Annotated in this window: 18 protein-coding genes, 1 pseudogene and 1 riboswitch; of the genes and pseudogenes, 4 read left to right on the top strand and 15 right to left on the bottom strand. The window is 40.2% G+C overall.

Translation table 11 applies throughout. The annotated features are described in order from the left end of the window. Positions 1-436: 436 nt before the first annotated feature. Positions 437-1,189 (top strand): class I SAM-dependent methyltransferase, encoded by a 753-nt coding sequence (locus QFZ87_RS00005; protein ID WP_309856200.1) that lies wholly within the window; start codon positions 437-439, stop codon positions 1,187-1,189. A gap of 51 nt (positions 1,190-1,240) precedes the next feature. Here QFZ87_RS00005 and QFZ87_RS00010 read toward each other — a convergent pair whose 3' ends face one another. The 8 genes and pseudogenes from QFZ87_RS00010 to QFZ87_RS00045 form a co-directional block, all read right to left on the bottom strand. Continuing rightward, entirely contained in the window at positions 1,241-1,768 is a 528-nt protein-coding gene (locus QFZ87_RS00010) for a chromate transporter (protein WP_309867548.1), read from the bottom strand. Beyond that, positions 1,768-2,340, bottom strand: coding sequence for a chromate transporter (locus QFZ87_RS00015; protein ID WP_309856203.1), 573 nt, complete (start codon positions 2,338-2,340; stop codon positions 1,768-1,770). The genes QFZ87_RS00010 and QFZ87_RS00015 overlap by 1 nt, the downstream gene beginning before the upstream one ends. A 25-nt stretch (positions 2,341-2,365) precedes the next feature. Then, positions 2,366-3,976: a gamma-glutamyltransferase gene (gene ggt, locus QFZ87_RS00020; RefSeq protein WP_309856205.1), complete on the bottom strand. Its 1,611-nt coding sequence runs from the start codon at positions 3,974-3,976 to the stop codon at positions 2,366-2,368. A 183-nt stretch (positions 3,977-4,159) separates the two neighbouring features. Continuing rightward, positions 4,160-5,154 (bottom strand): annotated as a pseudogene (locus QFZ87_RS00025) (ABC transporter ATP-binding protein). Then, positions 5,111-6,151: an ABC transporter ATP-binding protein gene (locus QFZ87_RS00030; RefSeq protein ID WP_309856208.1), complete on the bottom strand. Its 1,041-nt coding sequence runs from the start codon at positions 6,149-6,151 to the stop codon at positions 5,111-5,113. Before QFZ87_RS00030 ends, QFZ87_RS00025 begins: the two are co-directional and overlap by 44 nt. Before the next feature lie 10 nt (positions 6,152-6,161). After that, positions 6,162-7,046: an ABC transporter permease gene (locus QFZ87_RS00035; RefSeq protein ID WP_309856211.1), complete on the bottom strand. Its 885-nt coding sequence runs from the start codon at positions 7,044-7,046 to the stop codon at positions 6,162-6,164. A gap of 2 nt (positions 7,047-7,048) precedes the next feature. Then, a complete protein-coding gene (gene nikB, locus QFZ87_RS00040; RefSeq protein WP_309856213.1) occupies positions 7,049-8,002 on the bottom strand; it encodes a nickel ABC transporter permease in 954 nt (317 codons plus the stop codon). A gap of 88 nt (positions 8,003-8,090) precedes the next feature. Further along, positions 8,091-9,656, bottom strand: coding sequence for an ABC transporter substrate-binding protein (locus QFZ87_RS00045; RefSeq protein WP_309856216.1), 1,566 nt, complete (start codon positions 9,654-9,656; stop codon positions 8,091-8,093). Positions 9,657-9,937: 281 nt separating this feature from the next. On the opposite strand from QFZ87_RS00045, the gene QFZ87_RS00050 reads away from it, so the two are divergent. Next, a complete protein-coding gene (locus tag QFZ87_RS00050) occupies positions 9,938-10,387 on the top strand; it encodes an Lrp/AsnC family transcriptional regulator (RefSeq protein ID WP_308081285.1) in 450 nt (149 codons plus the stop codon). Positions 10,388-10,495: 108 nt separating this feature from the next. Here the strand turns inward: QFZ87_RS00050 and QFZ87_RS00055 are convergent, their stop codons facing one another. Continuing rightward, positions 10,496-11,014: a response regulator gene (locus tag QFZ87_RS00055; protein ID WP_309856223.1), complete on the bottom strand. Its 519-nt coding sequence runs from the start codon at positions 11,012-11,014 to the stop codon at positions 10,496-10,498. A gap of 65 nt (positions 11,015-11,079) precedes the next feature. Further along, complete coding sequence (desA, locus tag QFZ87_RS00060; protein WP_309856226.1) at positions 11,080-12,111, bottom strand: Delta(5) desaturase DesA; 1,032 nt, start codon at positions 12,109-12,111, stop codon at positions 11,080-11,082. 261 nt (positions 12,112-12,372) lie between these two features. Here desA and QFZ87_RS00065 point away from each other — a divergent pair, with 261 nt between their 5' ends. Continuing rightward, on the top strand, positions 12,373-13,818 hold the full coding sequence (locus QFZ87_RS00065; RefSeq protein ID WP_309856228.1) for a DEAD/DEAH box helicase: 1,446 nt from the start codon (positions 12,373-12,375) through the stop codon (positions 13,816-13,818). Positions 13,819-13,867: 49 nt separating this feature from the next. Here QFZ87_RS00065 and add read toward each other — a convergent pair whose 3' ends face one another. Then, the gene (gene add, locus QFZ87_RS00070) at positions 13,868-14,860 is read right to left on the bottom strand and encodes an adenosine deaminase (protein WP_309856231.1); all 993 of its coding nucleotides are present in this window, start codon (positions 14,858-14,860) and stop codon (positions 13,868-13,870) included. 58 nt (positions 14,861-14,918) lie between these two features. After that, positions 14,919-15,018: riboswitch (purine riboswitch) on the bottom strand. Positions 15,019-15,064: 46 nt separating this feature from the next. Continuing rightward, on the bottom strand, positions 15,065-16,828 hold the full coding sequence (locus QFZ87_RS00075) for an ABC transporter ATP-binding protein (protein ID WP_309856234.1): 1,764 nt from the start codon (positions 16,826-16,828) through the stop codon (positions 15,065-15,067). 308 nt (positions 16,829-17,136) lie between these two features. Between QFZ87_RS00075 and QFZ87_RS00080 the strand changes: the two genes are divergently transcribed. Beyond that, positions 17,137-18,393 carry an MFS transporter gene (locus QFZ87_RS00080; protein ID WP_309856235.1) on the top strand — a complete coding sequence of 419 codons (1,257 nt, stop codon included), beginning with the start codon at positions 17,137-17,139 and terminating at the stop codon, positions 18,391-18,393. Between the two features lie 102 nt (positions 18,394-18,495). On the opposite strand, the gene QFZ87_RS00085 is transcribed toward QFZ87_RS00080, so the two are convergent. The 3 genes from QFZ87_RS00085 to QFZ87_RS00095 form a co-directional block, all read right to left on the bottom strand. Next, positions 18,496-19,074 (bottom strand): flavin-containing monooxygenase, encoded by a 579-nt coding sequence (locus QFZ87_RS00085; protein ID WP_309856237.1) that lies wholly within the window; start codon positions 19,072-19,074, stop codon positions 18,496-18,498. 109 nt (positions 19,075-19,183) lie between these two features. Further along, positions 19,184-19,831 (bottom strand): DJ-1/PfpI family protein, encoded by a 648-nt coding sequence (locus QFZ87_RS00090; protein ID WP_309856239.1) that lies wholly within the window; start codon positions 19,829-19,831, stop codon positions 19,184-19,186. Between the two features lie 192 nt (positions 19,832-20,023). Next, entirely contained in the window at positions 20,024-20,884 is an 861-nt protein-coding gene (locus QFZ87_RS00095) for a hypothetical protein (protein WP_309856242.1), read from the bottom strand. Positions 20,885-20,940: the final 56 nt, after the last annotated feature.

Consider the following 20,940-nt stretch of genomic DNA (forward strand, 5'->3'; position numbering starts at 1 on the left):
AAAGAAACGAAATATTTTTGTTTGTTGACGTTTTTGTTTGTTTAGTTTTCAAAGAACAAATTCTCAATCGCTCAAAAGCGACTTTATTATCATACCAAGTCATCAACCGAAAGTCAATAACTTTTTTAACTTCTTTTTCTTACTGTGTTACTACCTCGTAGCAACAGAGATTAATATTATACTATAAAACCAATCTCGTCAACACTTTATTTTCACCCTCAAGAAAACAATAAAACCGATGATATTCTCCGTCAGGAATTACTATATTACTATTGTATTTTCACCATGTCAACATCTTTCTTCCTTTATCAAAAAAGGATTTTTCAATCCCAAATCAGAATATAAACTCAGAAGTCGAATTTAATGGGGAAAATTAAAATGAAAGATATAATGAAAATAATTTATAAAAACCAATTCTCATGGGAGGAAGAAATAGATGGATAGAAATAGATTTTCCGCTATTGCACACCGCAATCACGCTTTTAGTAACCCTATTAACGAAACAAAGCTCATGAAAATGATTCGAATGATGTCACCTGAACCAAACAAAAAAGTTATTGATATCGGCGCTGGGAAATCAGAACTGCTGATTCGTCTAGTTGAAGATTTTCAAATTACCGCAACTGCAATCGAATTGTATGAGGGTGCAATTGCGGAAGCAAAACGTAGTGCAAGGAGCCGTATTCCTGAAGGCAGCATTGATTTTGTGGTAGCTGATGCTAACTTAGCTGTTCAGAGATACGAAGCAGGTGAATTTGATTTAGGAATTTGTATTGGATCCACTCACGCTTTGGGTGGGCTTGAGCCTACTCTTAAAACGATGAAACGCCTCATTAAAAAAGATGGATACATTTTAATCGGAGAGGGCTATTGGAAGAAGACACCTAGCAAAGAATACTTAGAGGCATTGGGAGGCGCAGAAGAGTCTGAATTAAAAAGTCATGCGGGGAATGTAATGACCGCGGAAGATCTTGGATTCATTCCTCTTTGGTCTTACGTCGCAAACGAAGATGACTGGGATGACTATGAGTGGCTTTATTCCTCTTCTATTGAAAATTATTGTCATGAAAATCCTGATGATCCAGATAAGGTAGCCATGCTTGAGAGAATTAGAAAATGGCGGAGAACTTATTTAAGTTGGGGCCGTGACTCACTTGGTTTTGGTTTATATTTATTTCGAAACATTTAGCAAGTAAAGAAAGAAAAAACTCAAGCCCCATTCAGCTTGAGTTTTTTTCTTCTATAAGAATATCCCACCATATATTAACGACCCCATAATTACATAAGCTGGGTGTACCTTTAATTTTTCAAGGAGGAAAAAGCTTACCCCTACCAGAATCACCGTTTGAAGCACACCTGTATCAGAGTAAGAAGTAGAAAAGAAGCTAAATGCCATCACACCTAGCATTACGGCAATAGTTGGTCGGATATAATTGGTCATCCGCTTCACCTTAGGAGAATCTTTATATTTGTATAGAAGACCTAAAAGAACAATCATTAATAGAAGCGACGGAGCAACAGTCGCAAAAATCCCAACGATAGAACCTAGAACTCCACCCTGCTCATATCCAATGTAGCCGGCCATTTTTGTCGCAATGGGACCGGGCAGTGAATTGCCTAAAGCTAACACTTCACTAAATTCGGGTACCGTCATCCAGCCGTAATGATCGACGACTTCATTTTCAACTAGCGGAATGGAAGCAGGTCCGCCTCCATAACCAACAATTCCTGGTATGAAAAAGGCAAGAAAGATATGCCAATAAAGCATCATCCCACCTCTCTTTCACTATTTTTTTCAACCTTAGCAGCCTTGTCGCGCTTCACTAAGGCAAATATTAATATGGCCACGATTAAAATGGCAGGATGTACATGGAAGACCTCTAATAATAGTAAACTCCCCACAACCGTTAAACCTGCACTAATATGACCTAACGTCTGATAGGACTTCTTATAAAAATCCCATGTTAATGTGGCCATCATTACACCTACAACTGGTACAACTGCTTTAGTCATGCCTGCTACCCATGGCAAATCCTTGACCGATGCCAATGATGTTAGCAGGACAATCATTAATATAATAGTAGGAACGATGGAGGAAAAAATGGCATTTAGCATGCCTACATATCCGCCCACTCGATAGCCGATATACCCTGCCATTTTTGTGTTAATAGGGCCGGGAAGGGTATTTGCTAACGCCAAAACATCTGCAAATTCATCATCGGTCATCCATTTGTAGGTTCCAACTACCTCTTTATGAACGAGCGGAATCGATGATGGTCCCCCTCCATACCCTAATATACCGGAACGGAAAAAAGCGATAGATATATCCCTCTGTTTCATTATTTATTCAACACCTTTTATTAATTTACCAGGCCGCAATGGTTCCATCCGTTCTTGATTCTGTTCCGCCTGAAAGCACACCGGTACTTGGGTCTCTCCAAATGATTTGTCCTCTTCCGAATCCTCCACCATCTAAGGCTACTTCAATCTCATGACCTTTTCTTGCTAAGGCCGCGGCAATATGTGCCGGGAATGAATGTTCAACTTGAACTTTCTTTCCCTCCATCCATTGCCATCTTGGCGAATCTAAGGCTGCTTGCGGATTTAGATGGAAGTCAACTGTGTTCATGATGACTTGAGCATGGCCTTGAGGCTGCATATACCCACCCATCACTCCAAACGGTCCAACAGCTTCATTATCTTTTGTTAAAAATCCAGGGATAATCGTATGGTACGTTCTTTTTCCAGGCTCCAAACGATTCTCATGGGATGGATCTAACGAGAAATCAGCACCTCGGTTTTGCAAGGCGATTCCTGTTCCAGGGATAACTATTCCAGAACCAAAGCCCATATAGTTACTTTGAATGAAGGAAACCATATTGCCCTCGCCATCTGCCGTTGCCAAGTAAACAGTACCGCCTTTAGGAGGTGTGCCCGGCTCTGGAGTAAGAGCAGCATCCCCAATTAAGCTTCTTCTCGCTTCTGCAAATTCTTCCGACAATAACTGTTCTGCGGTAACGGACATTTTTTCCGGGTCTGTTACATACTTTTTGGCATCCGCAAAAGCTAACTTCATCGCTTCAATCTGCTTATGATACGTTTCCACTGATTCCTTTTCCTTCAGTTCAAAGCCCTTCAACATGTTAAGGGCCATTAAGGCAACGATTCCTTGGCCATTCGGCGGAATCTCCCACACATCATAGCCTCTGTAATTAACCTTAATCGGCTGTACCCACTCAGGCTTGTATGCAGCTAAATCCTCTTTCGAAAGGAATCCGCCGTGCTGTTTTGAGAACTCGTCGATTTGATCGGCCAATTCTCCGCGATAAAAGCTTTCCGCATTGGTTTCCGCAATCTTGCGTAATGTGTTGGCATGACCTTTGGAGCTCCAAATTTCCCCTGTTTGAGGAGCCTTTCCATCTGGAGCAAAGGTTTCAAACCAACCCTTATATTCATCGCCAGTAAATAAATCTTTGAATCTATTAAAAGCGATATTCCAGTACTTCCCTAAAATCGGGCTTAGCGGGTAGCCATTTTCCGCATACTCAATGGCCGGCTGTAGTACTTCCGTTAACGGAAGCTTACCGAAACGACGAGATAACTCCGCCCATGCTGCAGGTACACCGGGAACCGTAACGGGAACGAGGCCAAAGGTTGGCATCTTTTCATGTCCCTTCTCCTTTACCGCATCAATCGAGATGCTTTTTGGAGAGGGGCCGCTTGAGTTTAGTCCATGCAGTTCGCCTTTTGTCCATACTAGCGCAAAGGCATCTCCCCCGATTCCATTGGAGGTTGGTTCAACTACGGTTAAACAAGCAGCAGTAGCAATCGCCGCATCAATGGCATTCCCACCCTTTTTTAATATATCTAGACCTGCTTGTGCCGCTAAGGGCTGCGATGTTGCCACCATGCCATTTTTGGCTATTGTCGTCATTCTTTGTGATGGATATGGATAATTTAAGTAATCAAAGTTCATGAATCGTTCTCCCCTTATACATACATTTCATGATTGTTGTTCTTTAACTTTCCTTTGTTAATCATTTTATCCTATTAAACTTACAAACGGAATATTCATTTCTAAAAAAATAACAAAAGGAATCGTTCGATTAAAAAAGAGGCGACCTCATTATCAAGGGATCAGCCTCTTTCTCTTCCGAATTTAGGCGTAATGACATGCAACAAAATGATTCCCGCTTACTTCAGTAAATGCTGGCTCTTCCACCCGACATTTATCCGTTGCTAATGGACATCTTGTATGAAACCGACAGCCGCTTGGAACATTAATTGGACTTGGCACATCCCCAGTTAATATAACTCTTTCCCTTTTCTTCTCTTCATTTGTAGAAGGGATTGCAGATAGCAAGGCTCTAGTATACGGATGAAGCGGATTGTCATACAGTTCCTTTTTATCAGCAAGCTCCACCATTTTCCCTAAGTACATCACTGCTACCCGGTCGCTGACGTGCTTGACTACACTTAAGTCATGAGAAATAAATAAATAGGTTAATTGATGTTCCTTTTTTAATCGCTGTAATAAATTTAGAATTTGTGATTGTACCGATACATCAAGCGCAGATACCGCTTCATCACAAACGATTAACTTTGGATTCGTACATAACGCACGGGCAATACTGACCCGTTGACGCTGACCACCAGAGAATTCATGTGGGAAACGATGATAATATTGCCCGTTTAACCCGACTTCAACTAATAAATTGCAGACATAATCGTATATATCTTTTTTAGGAACAATCTTATGTGTCTCCACAATTTCAGAAAGCATGGTTCCTACTGTCATCCGTGGATTAAGCGAGCCATATGGATCCTGGAAAACGATTTGCAGATCCTTACGGTTATCTCTCATTTCCTTCTTTTTTACACGAGTAATATCTTTTCCTTCATATATAATAGTTCCGGAGCTTGGCTCATGGAGTCTGAGGATAGCACGTCCCATAGTGGATTTGCCACAGCCTGATTCTCCAACAATCCCCAACGTTTTCTTCCTTTTTTTAAAGAAAAGCTGATTCCATCCAATGCTTTAACAACCTGTTTTTCTTTAGAAAAGAACCCTTGATCACCAACAGGAAAGTGTTTGGTTAAATTTTGAACCTCAAGAAGATTTTGTTGCTGCGATTTCTCTAATTGAAGACTCATTAAGCTCACCTTCCTTTTCATTCCATTTATCTGTATATTTCCAACAGCTTACAGCATGCTGTTCCTCTATCGATGTAATATCTGGAGCATGACTTCTACAAATCTCTTGTGCGTATGGACATCGGTCAACAAATCGGCATCCTTTTGGCATGGCATCCGGTGATGGGACAGACCCTTTTATGACAAAAAGCTCTTCCACATTATCTTCTGCATCGACATCCGGGATGCACCTCATTAAACCTTGCGTGTATGGGTGAAGTGGATTGTTAAAGACGGTTTTCCTACTTCCGTATTCAACAGCTTTTCCTGCGTACATCACGAGAACCGTGTCAGCCATTTCAGAGACAACAGCTAAATCATGAGTAATCATAATAATTCCCATATCCAAGTCTTTTTGCAAATTCTTCATTAAATCTAAAATTTGCGCTTGAATCGTAACATCCAATGCAGTGGTTGGTTCATCCGCAATAAGAAGTTCTGGATTACAGCTTAGCGCGATCGCAATCATCACACGTTGTCTCATCCCTCCGCTTAATTCATGCGGATAGGCATCGACCCTTTTTTCAGGTGATGGAATGCCCACTAGTTTTAACATATCAATTGCCTTAAGCTTTGCTTCTTTTTTATTTAAATTCTGGTGAAGAATAATCGTTTCAGCAATTTGTTTACCGACCGTCTGGACAGGATTTAACGAGGTCATTGGTTCTTGGAAAATCATTGAGACCTGGTTGCCGCGAATTTTACTCATTTGTTTCATTGATTTACCAGCTAAATTTTCTCCCTTTAACAGGATTTCTCCTTCGATTTGTCCTGTCTCAGGCAATAAACCCATTACAGAAAGGGAGGTCATACTTTTTCCACAACCCGATTCACCAACAATACACAGGGTTTTTCCCTTTTCAACCGTAAATGATAATCCGGCAACAATATTCGTTGTTTTCTTCTTGCCAACAAAGCTGACTTTTAAATCCTTAACCTCTAATAATGAATTTGACATATTATTCCCCTCACTTCAGCTTAGGATCAAGTGCATCACGTAATCCATCACCAAATAAGTTGATTGATAGAACCGTTAGAAAGATAAATAATCCTGGGAACAATGAAATCCACGGAGCATCTTTCAGATACCCTTGTCCCATCGATAACATCGCACCCCAGCTTGGTGTTGGCGGTTGAGTACCTAATCCTAAGTAGCTAAGGGAGGCTTCAGAAATGATAGCTGCAGCAATGGATAAAGTCGCTTGAACAAGAATCGGTGGTAAGCAGTTTGGAAAGATGTGGCGGAACATAATTTTCACATCGCTAATACCTGATGCTTTAGCCGCAGTGACATATTCTCTTTCCCTTTGACTCAATACTTCTCCCCTTACTAGACGAATAAAGTTAGGTGTAAAAATAATTCCAATTGCAATCATCGCGTTTTGTAATCCCGCACCAAGTACTGCTGCAAGTGAAAGGGCTAATACTAGTGGTGGGAATGAAAGCAACGCGTCTGTGAAACGCATGACTACATATTCATCAAGGACTCCTCTGTAATAACCTGAAAATAATCCAATAGGAATTCCAATTACAAGAGCTATACCAACAGAGATAATACCAGCTTGGATGGAAACTCGTGCTCCATAAATAATCCGGCTGAAAATATCGCGGCCCAGTTCATCCGTACCCATGATATTGGCTGCACTTGGACTTTGAAGGAATTTCGCATAATCCTGCTCGCTTGGGCTATGCGGTGCAACAATTGGAGCAAACACAGCCATCAAGATGAGAAGAAGAGTAAACACTCCGCCAATTACTGCTAATTTATTTTGAAAAAAACGAGAACTCATTTCTTTCAATCTACGTTTTCTTGGACTTTCTACTTTTACTAGTTGTTCCAACTTAGCTTCCATCGTCATTGTCCTCCTGTCAGCTTAATTCTTGGATCTAGTACGGAATAAAGGATGTCGATCAAGAAGTTTACTACTACAACAGCAATGGCCATAAAAAGGACGGCCCCTTGTACTACAGGAAAATCTCTTGTTAATATCGCATCAATTACTAGACGACCTAGTCCTGGAACAGCAAAGATGGTTTCCGTTATAACTGCTCCACCTAAGAAGGTGGCCAATTGTAATCCACTTACCGTTACAACAGGAATTAACGCATTTTTCAAGGCATGTCCAAGGACAACCCCTTTTTCTAATACCCCTTTTGCATAGGCCGTACGAATATAATCAGCCTGCAAAACTTCAAGCATACTTGAACGAAGCATCCTTGTAATTTCAGCACTTAAGCGAACACCTACTGCTAGCGCTGGTAAAATCATTAACATCATACTCTTTTTAAAATCAACCCATGGTTCCACATATCCAGAAGGTGCGAACCAGCCCAGTGAGATTGAAAAAATAAAGATCAGTAAAATACCTAAGAAAAATGGCGGAATAGATACACCAGACAATGCAAAAGTCGTTCCAAAGTAATCCCAGAAACTTCCCTTTCTCGTTGCTGAGATTATACCAGCCGGGATCGCAATGATCATGGCAATTAAAAAGGACATAACAGAAAGCTGAATGGTTACCGGCAGTTTTTGTAGTAATACACTAAGCACCGGTGTATTATCTTTCAATGAGTTTCCAAGATCTCCTTGAAGTACATTTGATACCCAATGGATATATTGCATATAAAGAGGATCATTCAATCCCATTTTCTCACGTAAAGCCTGAAGGGCTTCCTGGGTTGCTTCTTGCCCTAAAATCATCCTTGCCGGGTCACCTGGTGTCACATGGACTAATGAAAAAACGATAATACTTACTAAAAAAAGAATGACCACCATAAGACCTAATCTTCGAATTAAAAACTTTGCCATGTATCTCCCTCCCTTTCTAAGGCGTTCAGCTGTGATGAAATATGATCGGCTTGGAGTATTTTCCCCAAGCCGATTCAAAGCCTATTGCTTATTTAAACGAAACGTCATGGAAGCGCATCATTTGATCCGGGATGTGCTTAAATCCTTGTAAATTGTTTTTATATGCTTTGTAATCTAGTTCGTGATATAGGAAGATGTATGGTACTTCTTCTTGTCCAAGTTTAGTAGCTTGTGAGTAAATCTCTTTACGCTTAGCTTTATCTGTTTCTACACGGGCTTGCTGTAACAGCTCGTCCATTTTCGGATTAGAATATCCGTAGTTAATAGAGCCAGTAGAATGGTAGAGTGCAAAGATATTTCCATCAGGATCTGTTCTTCCGCTCCAGCCTAAACGAACCGCATCAAATTTAGAATTATCCATGTTATCAAGCATGGTTCCAAACTCGACGATTTCAAGCTTTACCTTGATTCCCGCTTCTGCTGCCATCGACTGAATCATTTGTGACATTTGTTCTTCTACTGGTTTCGGAGAAAGCTGAAGTGTAAATTCAAATCCGTTAGGGAAACCGGCATCAGCCATGATTTTCTTTGCCTTTTCCACATTTTTCTTTGTTGGTTTGATGCTCTTATCAAATGCCCATGAATCTGGAGGAATGGCTCCTGCAGAAGGTACGCCTGTATTACGAAGCGCAACCTTGATAATCGCATCACGATCGATAACTAGATCTAATGCCTGACGAAGTGCTTTGTTATTAAATGGTGCTTTTTTGTGATTCAAATATAATCCTTGGAATCCAAGTGCTCCGACTTCTGAAAGCTTGATGTTAGAGTCCGTTTTTAGTTTTTCAACATCTTTTGGCGGAACCTTGCTAATGATATCCAGTTCACCTGAAGTTAAGTTTGTTAAACGTACGTTTTCATCTGAATATGGACGATAAACGATTTTTTCAAACTTTGGCGCTCCGTCCCAGTAATCCGCATTTCTTTCCACTACAATCTTGTCCTGCTTCACTCTTGAAACAAATTTGAATGGCCCTGTTCCTACAGGAGAATTAGCGAAGTCCGCTCCTTTTTCTTTTACTGCTGTAGGAGAAACCATCATCCCAGCACGGTCAGATAAAGCTGCCAAGAACGGGCTGTATGGTTCTTTAAGCTGTACTTTAAGTGTATTTTCATCAACCACTTCAATTGTTTGGATAGAAGATAATTCAGATGCACGTGGTGACCCAGCATTTGGATCTAACATGCGTTCAAAGTTGAATTTAACTGCTTCTGCGTTAAATGGTGTTCCATCATGGAACTTTACGTTTTCTTGCAAATAGAAGGTATAGGTTTTTCCATCTTCAGAAATGTCCCATTTCTTCGCTAGCTGTGGAACAAAGTTTAGCTTTTCATCCACGTCGATTAACTTATCATAGATACTATGAAATACTTGTCTATCAACAGCTGCTGTTGAAAAGTGCGGGTCTAATTGTGGCGGGTCATCATCTAGACCAACTGTTAATGTGGTCTTATCCCCACTGTCCTTTACTGGTGCACTCGCTTTTTGTGAATCCTGCGCCCCTGAACTGGAAGAATTATTATTGCCACATCCAGTTAGAAGCAACAAAAGACTCATAAATAATGCTGCGAAAACTTTTGTCTTGTTAGCCATCTTTTTCTTTTTCCCCTTTCGTATAACGAAACATCTATCTTTAAGTATAAAAAGATTACTTATTGACTACTTTTTGAAAGCGTTTCGTTATTTTTTATTGCTTTTTGTAATTTTGCTTTATTATAATACAGCGATTATTAAAAATCTATATAATATTCGGAAAATAGTAAAATTTTTTTCTAGTATAATTTTTCCAATAACTTTCAATATCCATTTGATTAAAACTAGGATTGTACGTTAATATAAATTTACAAATGCTTAGGGAATGTAGGGGGACACGTATGAAAATTGATGAAATCGATCGTAGGATACTCGAACTGCTTGCCGAAAACGGTAGAATGTCTTATGTAGATATTGGGAAAGAGTTAAATTTATCTAGGGTATCGATTCGTGAGCGGGTAAACCAATTACAAGAGAACGGCATAATCGAGAAATTCACTGTTGTTATCAATTCTGATAAAGTTGGGAAATCTGTTTCTGCTTTCTTCGAGGTGGACTGTGAGCCAGCTTCACTTGTCAGCGTGGCCGAAACATTAGCTAATAACCCTAGCGTTGCAAGCTGCTACCAAATGACCGGTCCGAGTACCTTACATATGCACGTCCTTGTTGAGGACTTTTTACGATTAGAGAAGTTCATTAATGAGGAATTATATAGTTTAGAAGGAATAACAAGAGTGGCGAGCCATATTTTATTACGAAGATTTAAGAGTAGGACAGGATTAAAGCTTTAAAATGTATTACCTAGTGGCAATTGGCTGTCGGGCTGACCTCGTTCTTTCAGCCCTTTGACCGCACAAATAGAAAAAGACATGAACCAAATGTCCATGCCTTTTAATTTTTTATCCAGTTGGCTGTTTCATTTTATCCAAAATGGAGGAAAAGTATTTTCTGACCAGCCCTGTTTTGTCACTCGGTGGGCTTGTCAATGTACCATCCTCACATCGCTGTAAAACATCTAGTTTCGAATCTGGGTCCATAAGTTCTGGAGAATACACTCTCTTCCCGCTCATTATGCAACGAATCGAACACGCTAACTCTTCGCTCGGGCTGTCCTTCAATAAATATCCTCTGACATCAGCCGTTAACGCTCGCGCTTGATACCCATTCCTTGCAAAGGTGGTTAAAATGATGACCTTGCATCCCAGCGACTTCATTGCCTCCGCTGCATCTAGACCACTCATCTTTGGCATCTCTATATCCATCAAACAAACATCCGGCTGCAATTGGCGAACAAGTGTAAGTGCCTCTTCCCCGTTGCGGGCTTGCCCAACCACTTCCATATCCTCTTCCAAATTAAGCAGGGAACCCATGGCTGCTAGCAGCATTTCCTGATCCTCTGCGATGACAATTCGAATCATTCGGTTCTCTCCTTATCTGGGGCTCATTACATTTATGCGAAAACCCCCAATGAGGGGGCTTTTTGTTATACTTCGGGTTTGGCATGAACAGAAATACGTTTTTTCGCTACTGCTTTCACTTCTTTGAAGCTGACAAAATTCTTGTTTTTCTCATCCCATAAGCGGAATCGGAGTGACTTTAAGCTTGTAGCAAGGGTGATCGTTGGTACGTTTTGTAGTGGAGCTGTATTATTATGTGCCTCTTCAAGCTTATAGTTAGGAACCCTTGGGCTTAAATGGTGCACATGGTGATAACCAATATTACCAGTCAAAAATTGCATGATTTTCGGAAGCTTATAAAAAGAACTACCTTCTACAGCTGCTTTTACATACTCCCACTCTTTATCTTCTTCAAAATAAGAATCCTCAAAAGTGTGTTGAACATAGAACAACCAAATGCCAACTGCACCTGAAATCATGAAAATGGAACCCTGTACTAACAGAAACGACTGCCAGCCAATTGCCCAGCAAAGTAGTGAATATAATGCAACGATTAAAACATTCGTTAAATACGTATTGTTGCGTTCCTTCTTTTTTGCACCTTTTCGGTTAAATCTATTTTTTAAAACGAAAACGTAAATCGGACCTAAACCTAACATCACCAATGGATTACGATAAAACCGATAAGCTAATCGAATGCTTAGCGGTGCTGCCAAATATTCATCCACCGTAAGTGTCCATATATCGCCTGTACCTCGTTTATCTAAGTTACCACTTGTCGCGTGATGCACTGAATGCTCATGCCCCCATTGATCAAAAGGGAAAATAGTTAAAACACCCATACATGTCCCAACAATACGGTTGGCACGACGGCTTTTAAAGAAAGAATGATGGGTACAATCATGGAAAATGATGAAAATCCTTGTCAGAAACCCTGCAGCTAAAACCATAGGAACTAATGCCAGCCAATAAGAAACAGAAAGGCTTATATAAGCTACATACCACAAAACCACAAACGGAGCGACCGTGTTAATGATTTGCCAAATACTTTCTTTAGTTGTTGATTTTTCAAATGGAGCCACTTGTTTTCGCAAATTTTTTGTAGATTGTAAGGTCATTTTTTTGAATTCCCTTCCTTTAATTGTGTTGTTATTTCAAAGTATAGTGCAATATTGTTAGTGATGTTAGTATCAGGTGTCATGTGTAGACCATGATAAATGTCATATATAAGTTGAAAATGTTGATAAATACAGCATTCTTGGATCGTTTTTTTTTCTTTTTTCAAGTATAATGAACCAATTCAGCTATCGGTAAATAATTATTTCTTTTCGAGAAATCTTATAGATAAGTCGGATAATCCAATAAGAAGAGGTTATTACATGAGTGAAAGAAGTTTTGAGGAATATAATTTAAGTGAAGAAATAAAAAGAGCACTAGCTGTATTAAAATACGAAGAGCCTACAGAGGTGCAGGGTGAAGTGATCCCGCTGGCTTTGAAAAACCAGGACCTTGTTGTCAAATCACAGACAGGAAGCGGTAAGACTGCCTCCTTCGCTATCCCTATTTGTGAACGAATTGACTGGGAAGAGAAAAAACCTCAGGCCTTGATTCTTACACCAACGAGAGAGCTTGCAGCTCAAGTTCGTGAAGATATCACGAATATAGGAAGATTTAAACGAATTAAGGCCCTCGCTGTTTATGGAAAAGAGCCTTTTTCAAAACAAAGAGAAGAATTGAAGCAGAAAACTCACGTCGTGGTTGGGACGCCTGGACGTGTCATGGACCATATTGACAGAGAAACCTTAGTACTAGATGAAATAAAGTATCTTATTATTGATGAAGCAGATGAAATGCTGAATATGGGCTTTATTGATGAGGTAGAGGCAATTATTAAGGAACTCCCACGGGATAGAGTAACAATGGTATTTTCCGCTACTTTGCCAAAAGATGTTGAAGCTCTTTGCCATAAGTATATGAAGGATCCTGTTAATATTGAGATTGAGTCTACAGGAATCACAACGGATACAATTGAACATCGTGTAATCGAAGTGAAGGATGAAGATAAGCTTTCACTACTTAAGGACGTAACTGTTGTTGAAAACCCAGACAGCTGTCTTATTTTTTGCAGAACAAAAGAACATGTCGATACCGTATATAGCGAATTGGAAGAAGCAAATTATTCATGTGAAAGACTCCATGGTGGACTAGAACAACAAGATCGGTTTGCTGTAATGGATGGATTTAAAATGGGCAATTTCCGTTATCTTGTGGCAACCGATGTAGCTGCACGAGGGATTGATGTTGATAATGTTTCACTAGTGTTTAACTACGATGTTCCTATGGAAAAAGAGAGCTATGTCCATCGCACAGGAAGAACTGGTCGTGCTGGCAAGCAAGGAAAAGCCATTACATTTGTGACTCCGTATGAAGAGAAATTCCTTCGAGCCATTGAACGGTATGTTGGTTTTGAAATACCTCGAATGGACGCACCTAGCCAAGGCGAGGTTGCTAAAGGAAAAGCAGCTTTTGAGGAAAAAATCAGTGGCCGTCGCGTGGTAAGAAATAATAAGACCGCCCGAATCAACCAAGGAATCACGAAGCTCCACTTCAATGGCGGCAAAAAGAAGAAGCTTCGCGCTGTCGATTTCGTTGGGACGATTGCGAAAATTCCCGGAGTGACGGCGGATGATATCGGCATTATCACTGTTCATGACCAGATGTCTTATGTGGATATTCTAAATGGAAAAGGCTCACTCGTTCTCCAAGCGATGGAGAATACACCAGTAAAAGGCAAGAAGTTGAGAGTGAGTAAAGCGATTAAATAATGCAATTTATAATAGCGAACAGTGCTGCTGACACTGTTCGCTTTTATATTTACATATATTCCCTCAACTTCACCTTGGTTTCTTCGTCTGCAAAGCAAGCATCAACACTGTCGAGATAAATCTTCTTATAATCCTCTTCATTCATGTTGAATTCATTAAAGACAATCGTACATTCCTTCGCCATCGTTGTATCGGAAACCGTTCTGTTATCGGTATTAACCGTTACTTTGATTCCATCCTTATGAAAATCATGGATAGGGTGTTCACTATATTGGTTCACTGCTTTTGTTTGGACATTACTGGTTGGGCACATTTCGAGGACTACCTGTTTTTCCTTCACCACATCGTAAGCCTCCGCACAATCCTTAATAAAGACACCGTGCCCAATTCTTTCGGCTCCTAACATCTCAACCGCTTCAAGGACATTTTTCCCCACACCGGTTTCGCCGGCGTGAATCGTTACTCTATAGCCGTACTCTCTTGCTAATGCAATCGGCTCAACAAAGTCACCACAGAACCCTTCCTCTTCCGATGCACATAAATCGATGGCCACAACCCCTTTGCCAAGGAATTGCTTTCCTTTTTCTACAACCTCAAATGCACTTTCAGCTGTCATCGTCCGCATGCAGGATAGAATGATATTGCCATGAATATCGAATTGTTGTTCAGCCTCTCTCATTCCATCAATCACGCTTTGGATGATTTCTTCAACAGATAACCCCATAGCCGTGTGCAGTAATGGAGCAAATCGAACCTCCATGTATTTCACATTTTCCTTGGCTGCATCTTCAAACAGTTCAAAGGTAATTCTTCTTAAATTCTCCTTTGACTGCATTACTAAATTTGGCAGAGCAAAACGCTTTAAGTATTCATCGAGAGATTCACAATCTAGTGGAGCAATGAGCTCTTGTTGGATCTCGTCCCTATCCATCGTAGGCAGACTGATGCCTTCTCTTTTTGCTATATCAATAATTGTTTCCGCTCTAAGGCTTCCATCAAGATGGCAATGTAATTCAATTTTAGGTAAGGTAGTAAAATTCATAAGATGTGACCCCCGTCATTTTTTTATAAAAAAAAATTCCTGATTACGAAGAAAATACACATACATGTACATTCTTCGTAATCAGGAATTATTGGTTCCTGGTAGAGACCCCCAAACCATATCTTTGGAGTTATACGAACTTTGCTTATTTCATTGAGACAAGATTAATAGAGATTGTTTGTGTTGTCAAGACCGTTTCTCACATTACCCAGTGGCCAATTGCCATTCTTTTACGTTCTGCTTGGAATAGAGTTCTTTGTAGTAGCCGCTCTTTTTCAATAGACTTTGGTGGTTCCCACTTTCTATGATTTTCCCATTTTTTATCACAAAAATCGTATCTGCATTTAGAATCGTAGAAAGTCTATGAGCAATCATAATAATGGTTTTGTCGTAATCGAATTGGTTGATTGATTCTTGAACCAGTTTTTCACTTTCATTATCTAGAGCACTTGTGGCTTCATCTAGAATAATGAGGGATGGATTTTTCAAGAATACACGAGCTAGAGCCACTCTCTGTTTTTGTCCGCCAGAAAGCTTTACTCCTCTTTCACCTATTTCTGTATCGTAGCCATTCGGTAGTGCGGAAATAAACTCATGAGCAAATGCCTTTTTGGCAGCGGCAAAAATCTCTTCATCGGACGCATCCAGCTTTGCCATTTTTATATTATCTTTAATCGAGGTGCTATAAAGAAAGTTATCCTGGGTGACAATCCCCATCTGTTCTCTCAAACTTGCGATGGAATAATCCTTAATGTTGACACCATCAATTAATACTTCACCATTTGTAGCATCATACATTCTCAGAAGCAGCTGAAGGATAGTACTTTTTCCCCCTCCGCTCTCACCAACAAACGCATATGTTTTCCCTTTTTCAAGCGTCAACGACACATTTTTAATAATGTTGTTTTTTCCGTCATACGAGAAAGTTACGTTATTTAACTTAATAGATTGTGTGAACTGGTTTAGTTCAACTGGGTTTGCTTTTTCTATAATCGTGGATGGTGTGTGGAAGAAATCAAAGATCCTCCCCAGTGCAACGCTTCCCTCTGTAATGGCCGGGTAGGCATTGACTAAAGCTGCCACCGGGCTTCTCATTTTATCAACATAAGCAAAAAAGGCAATTAAACTGCCAACAGTTATACTTCCATCGATGACAAAAAGACTCGCCACAATCGCCACGATAAACGGAGTCATATCACTGAGCACATTGACGAGAGCTAACATGACCGCATTTATCCTCGCATGTTTATCTGTCAGTCGATCAAAATGGTGTAAATGCTGATTTAGCTCTTCTTTGTCTCTCTTTTCTGCCGCGAACAATTTGGAAAGAAAAGCTCCCTGTATTTTTTCAAAAATAAATCCGCTCATCACCGACCGGTACTTCATCATGTTTCTGGTGGACTGCTTAAACCTTTTTGATAGAAAGTGGGCCAGAATAAATTGGACTCCCACCAATACCACTGACAGAATTGCTAACTTCACATTAAGGGTTAGCATCACTACGATGACAAACAGCAACACGATCATTTCAATCCAAATGTTTCCGAAAACTGCGGTTAGAAAGCCACGGACCTTCTCAATATCATCGAAAAAGCGAGTTCCAATTTCTCCACTTTTGTTCTCAACTAAATACTTAGCGTCCAAGGAATGAACCTTTTGAAAAGCGTCCTTGCGCAGCTGTTTGATAATGTTATTGTTGGCTTTTTGAATACAAAACTGCCTAACATATTCCATAGGTGTTCGGATGAGAAGGAATACCAGAATCATACTTGCAGCAATGTACAAAAGTTGTTCTAGCATTTCCGCTCGCGACAAGGATTCATTTTGAAGCAGCTGATCGAAGATATATTTTAAAATCAAGGGAACAAACAGCGGAATCAGGAACCGAAATAAACTCCCCACAAATCCAATGAGATAATAGCGGCTTACTTGTTTTACATAGGGTAAAAATAATTTAAAATCTTTCATGCGATAAAACTCCTTTCATTAGCCAAATTTAGCTGGCAATTCGCCATACGACAGTAAGCAGTGGTTATCTGACAGTTAACTAGCTTTATGCGACAGTTAAATAACGCTATCCGACAGTTAACTAGCTTTATGATTTCATTGTACGGTCGGGTGTTATCTTACAAACCGCATAACTTTGGTATTAGCCCCGCATGGTTTTCGAGTTTTACCGCAAGATTTTAGCGGAGTCTGTGCTACATCTTTGCGGTTTTTGAATCCTTTCACTGTCGTAAGATGATTTCATACCAAATGAAAGGATGTTGATTTTCATGAATAACCACACACAAGCACAGGAGCCATCCATGAGTTCTTTATTTTCTAACCGCTTCGTTCAAGCTATTTTACTATCCGGACTGTTCCTACAACTGGGAATCTGGGTACGTAATTTTGCGATTTTACTGTTCGTAACCGAACAGACCAACAAGGATCCATTTGCTATTTCCATGATTTCTGTAGCAGAATTTGCTCCAATCTTTCTATTCTCCTTTATTGGAGGAACTTTTGCTGATCGATGGAGACCCAAACGCACGATGGTTCTTTGCGACCTACTGAGTGCCTTATCGGTGTTTGCCGTTTTGCTAGCTCTTGTATTTGGAGGGTGGAAAGCGATCTTCTTCGCTACCCTTGTTTCGTCCATTTTGTCTCAGTTTTCGCAGCCTTCAAGTATGAAGTTATTTAAGCTCCACGTTCCTGAATCACTCATTCAGATGGGGATGTCTATGAACCAGACGATTCAGGCCATTTTTATGATTCTTGGTCCTATGATTGGTACGTTGATTTACTTCCGATTTGGCATCAACGTTGCCATTGCAGTCATGGGTACATGTTTCCTTCTCTCTGCTCTTGTTCTTACCTTCTTACCTGCTGATAAAAAGGTTGAAGTGACCACAGCCGCAAATGTGTCTAAGGAAATGAAAATGGGCTTTCGTTATGTAATGTCTAATAAGCTTTTTCTTTATATGGGCGGTTTCTTCTTAGCAGCTGGAATGGGAATGGGTCTTATCAACCCACTTGGTATCTTTTTGGTGACTGAACATCTTGGATTAACCGCACAAAACCTGCAATGGTTTACAGCAGTGAATGGAGTGGGGATGATTTTAGGAGGCGTTGGTGCTATGGCTCTTGCAAAGAAAACTACGCCACAGACTATGCTGTTAATCGGCTTTGTCTCTAGTGCTATTTCTGTTGCGGTTATGGGGTCAGTAAACCTGATTTGGGTTGCCCTTCTCACTCAATTTATTGCTGGACTAATGGCTCCACTTATTCATATTTCCTGCAATACGCTCATTCTCACTAATGCCGAGGAATCCTTCGTGGGCAGGGTGAACGGTATCTTAAATCCTCTTTTCATGGGGGGAATGGTGTTGAACATGAGTTTAGTCGGCATTCTTAAGGCGCAATTTCCTTTAACGGCCCTCTATTTAATCGCGGCAAGCTTATTCCTGATAGGAGCAGTAGCTATGCTTCCGATGCTTCGAATCAAGCAGGCAAAGCAAATGAATGTAGCTAAAATGCAGCATCATTAAAAGGATTCCACAGTAGATAAGAGGCTGACTCATAATGAGTCAGCCTCTTATCCTTTTACAAAATGATCTGTTGATATAAAAATTCCGCACCCTGTCCTATCCCTAAAACCCGATGGATAAATAAGTATCGTAATGATTGGATAGTTCGACTGCAATTTGAGAGCCAGAATTGCCGCCGCCGACAACTAACACTGGGCCATCCTTTAGCTGTGCAGGATTCTTATATTCAGAAGAATGAAGCTGTACCACTTGTTGTGGAAGTTCTTGCGCAAATGAAGGAATTATTGGGGTGTGAAAGGGACCTGTAGCTATAACTATTTTCTTTGTTTTAATAATGGAGTCTGTTGTTGATATGATAAATGTATCGTTTTCTTTTTGAACTCTTTGAACATGACATGAAAATTGAATCGGCAAATCAAAAGCTTTAGCATAACGTTCTAGGTATTCTGCAATCTCATCCTTGGTTGGAAACCCTGCTGGATTCCCCTCTAAAGCCAATCCGGGCAGAGCACTGTATGACCGTGGAGTAAACAAGACAAGTGAATCATACCGATTCCGCCAGACATCACCTTCACTTTTATTGTTATCTACTATAATAAAAGATAAAGAGGAGTGCTTTAGGTAATATCCTATGGATAAACCAGCCTGGCCAGCACCGATCACAACCACATCGTACATCATCTATATCACTCCTTTTGCACTATCGGATACCGTTGTTGTTCAATAATACTATTATACTAGTTTTTTCCAAATAATAAAAAACTACTGGTTGTTCCCAGTAGTTCCAATCTTAAATCGAATTCATTACGTATGGATATACCAACGTAGCAGCGGTTGTTCTTGCTGCTTCTTCTCCCATTAGCTTCCCTACGAGATGGAGAGACATATCGATTCCAGCTGATACTCCTCCTGAAGTAAGTACCTGCCCATTATCGACGAAACGTACATCCCGCACCACTTCAATATCTTGATAGATTTTTTCCAGATAATCATACGCAAAAGGATGAGTGGTCGCTTTTTTATCCGTGAGAATTCCAGCCTCCGCTAACAGGATGGCCCCTGAACAAACGGAAGCAATGGTTCTACCAGATTGACTGTATGTGGATATCCAATTTATTAATTCTCGATCCTGAATACAGGTGTCAATGGCATGAAATGGCCCGCCTGGAACGATAAGAATGTCTAGGTTTTGGCTGATATTCTCAAAACTAAAGTCCGGTGTAATCTTAAGCCCATTATTGCTTGTAACTATGCCGCCATGTTTGGATATCGTCCAAACCTTAAATGGCTTTCGTTCAGCAGGAATACCTTTCGTTAACAATTCTGGTACTTCGTTAGCTGAATTCGTCGTTAACGAAAATACCTCAAATGGCCCCGAATAGTCTAATACATCCACGTTATCAAATAATAAAATTCCTACATTCCACTGATTTTTCATATTGTCCACTCCCATTGTAAATTATTAAATCATCAAAGCCCCTCTTATCCGGGCTATGATGGTTTTTCATTGGTTTTTAGCTAAAATGTATTTGATTCTGTATATGAAGGACAGTTCTTCCTTGATTTCTATCAAAACTGTCTTTCATCCATATTGTTAGCGCCTGCTCCTCTTAGCGTGTAGTTAATTAGGTTATTCTTTTATCTCGATTACGAACGGAAATGCTCTTACTGTCCCATTTTGTTTAAACTCTGCCCAAATCTTGTAGATACCAGGTTTTTCAAAGGTTGTTTGAAAGATAGGCTCCTTCTCATTTGACGGATGAACATGAAGAAACTCTTTTCCGTATTCGTCAAGAATGACGACATGCCCCATTGCCCCTAAATAGGGAGTCAAATTCGTTTGATCTAAATCGAAGGATAGCGTTACAGGTTCTCCTGCCTTAAATGTACTAACCTTTAATGTGACTGTTTCTCCATCAACCTTTTTACTAAAGGTAGTATCCGGGATCAGCTCATGGCCGTGTGTTGCAGAGCTTGGATTCCCCACGATAAAGGAAACAGGCTCTACTTGATATGCAAAATTCTTCGGCTTTATATCGATAAAGGCTTTATAAAACCCTTCTGGTAAGTTATTTTTAATCGTATATTCACCTTTACCGGTTCTCTCCGGGTGCACGTGGTAATATTTCTGTAGCTGTTCATCTACGATAATAAGATGCAACTCCTTCTCATGATTGATTTCCAGCTCGTCAATAGGGTTGCCCGCTTTATCTTTTAAGAAAATCTTTATATTCTTATTATCATTTTGTACAAATGCATTCACTTCACTGCCTTCATGGGTGGTTCCAGAAGCGGATTCATGAGCATGGCCTCCGCTTTCACCACTTTCAGCCATTTCATCATGACTATTTTCCATTTTCATTTCTTCTTTCCCATGGTTCTCCGTCTGAGCCGCAGTGCTTTCATCCTCAGCAAACCATTTATCATAAGCCTCAAATCCAAGGATTACGACCGTTACATAGAGAATCCCAGCTAATGCCCACTTGATCATGCCACTCACTCCTATTTTTGGGGACAGTCCCCCGATGCTTTAACGCAGTGGGGGAC

Source organism: Bacillus sp. SLBN-46, from assembly GCF_031453555.1.
Taxonomy (GTDB): domain Bacteria; phylum Bacillota; class Bacilli; order Bacillales; family Cytobacillaceae; genus Neobacillus.

Bases quoted from the DNA above. Each gene is read 5' to 3' on its own strand.
- QFZ87_RS00005 (WP_309856200.1), top strand. From the start codon at position 437: ATGGATAGAAATAGATTTTCCGCTATTGCACACCGCAATCACGCTTTT.
- QFZ87_RS00010 (WP_309867548.1), bottom strand. From the start codon at position 1,768: ATGCTTTATTGGCATATCTTTCTTGCCTTTTTCATACCAGGAATTGTT.
- QFZ87_RS00015 (WP_309856203.1), bottom strand. From the start codon at position 2,340: ATGAAACAGAGGGATATATCTATCGCTTTTTTCCGTTCCGGTATATTA.
- ggt (WP_309856205.1), bottom strand. From the start codon at position 3,976: ATGAACTTTGATTACTTAAATTATCCATATCCATCACAAAGAATGACG.
- QFZ87_RS00030 (WP_309856208.1), bottom strand. From the start codon at position 6,151: ATGTCAAATTCATTATTAGAGGTTAAGGATTTAAAAGTCAGCTTTGTT.
- QFZ87_RS00035 (WP_309856211.1), bottom strand. From the start codon at position 7,046: ATGGAAGCTAAGTTGGAACAACTAGTAAAAGTAGAAAGTCCAAGAAAA.
- nikB (WP_309856213.1), bottom strand. From the start codon at position 8,002: ATGGCAAAGTTTTTAATTCGAAGATTAGGTCTTATGGTGGTCATTCTT.
- QFZ87_RS00045 (WP_309856216.1), bottom strand. From the start codon at position 9,656: ATGGCTAACAAGACAAAAGTTTTCGCAGCATTATTTATGAGTCTTTTG.
- QFZ87_RS00050 (WP_308081285.1), top strand. From the start codon at position 9,938: ATGAAAATTGATGAAATCGATCGTAGGATACTCGAACTGCTTGCCGAA.
- QFZ87_RS00055 (WP_309856223.1), bottom strand. From the start codon at position 11,014: ATGATTCGAATTGTCATCGCAGAGGATCAGGAAATGCTGCTAGCAGCC.
- desA (WP_309856226.1), bottom strand. From the start codon at position 12,111: ATGACCTTACAATCTACAAAAAATTTGCGAAAACAAGTGGCTCCATTT.
- QFZ87_RS00065 (WP_309856228.1), top strand. From the start codon at position 12,373: ATGAGTGAAAGAAGTTTTGAGGAATATAATTTAAGTGAAGAAATAAAA.
- add (WP_309856231.1), bottom strand. From the start codon at position 14,860: ATGAATTTTACTACCTTACCTAAAATTGAATTACATTGCCATCTTGAT.
- QFZ87_RS00075 (WP_309856234.1), bottom strand. From the start codon at position 16,828: ATGAAAGATTTTAAATTATTTTTACCCTATGTAAAACAAGTAAGCCGC.
- QFZ87_RS00080 (WP_309856235.1), top strand. From the start codon at position 17,137: ATGAATAACCACACACAAGCACAGGAGCCATCCATGAGTTCTTTATTT.
- QFZ87_RS00085 (WP_309856237.1), bottom strand. From the start codon at position 19,074: ATGATGTACGATGTGGTTGTGATCGGTGCTGGCCAGGCTGGTTTATCC.
- QFZ87_RS00090 (WP_309856239.1), bottom strand. From the start codon at position 19,831: ATGAAAAATCAGTGGAATGTAGGAATTTTATTATTTGATAACGTGGAT.
- QFZ87_RS00095 (WP_309856242.1), bottom strand. From the start codon at position 20,884: ATGATCAAGTGGGCATTAGCTGGGATTCTCTATGTAACGGTCGTAATC.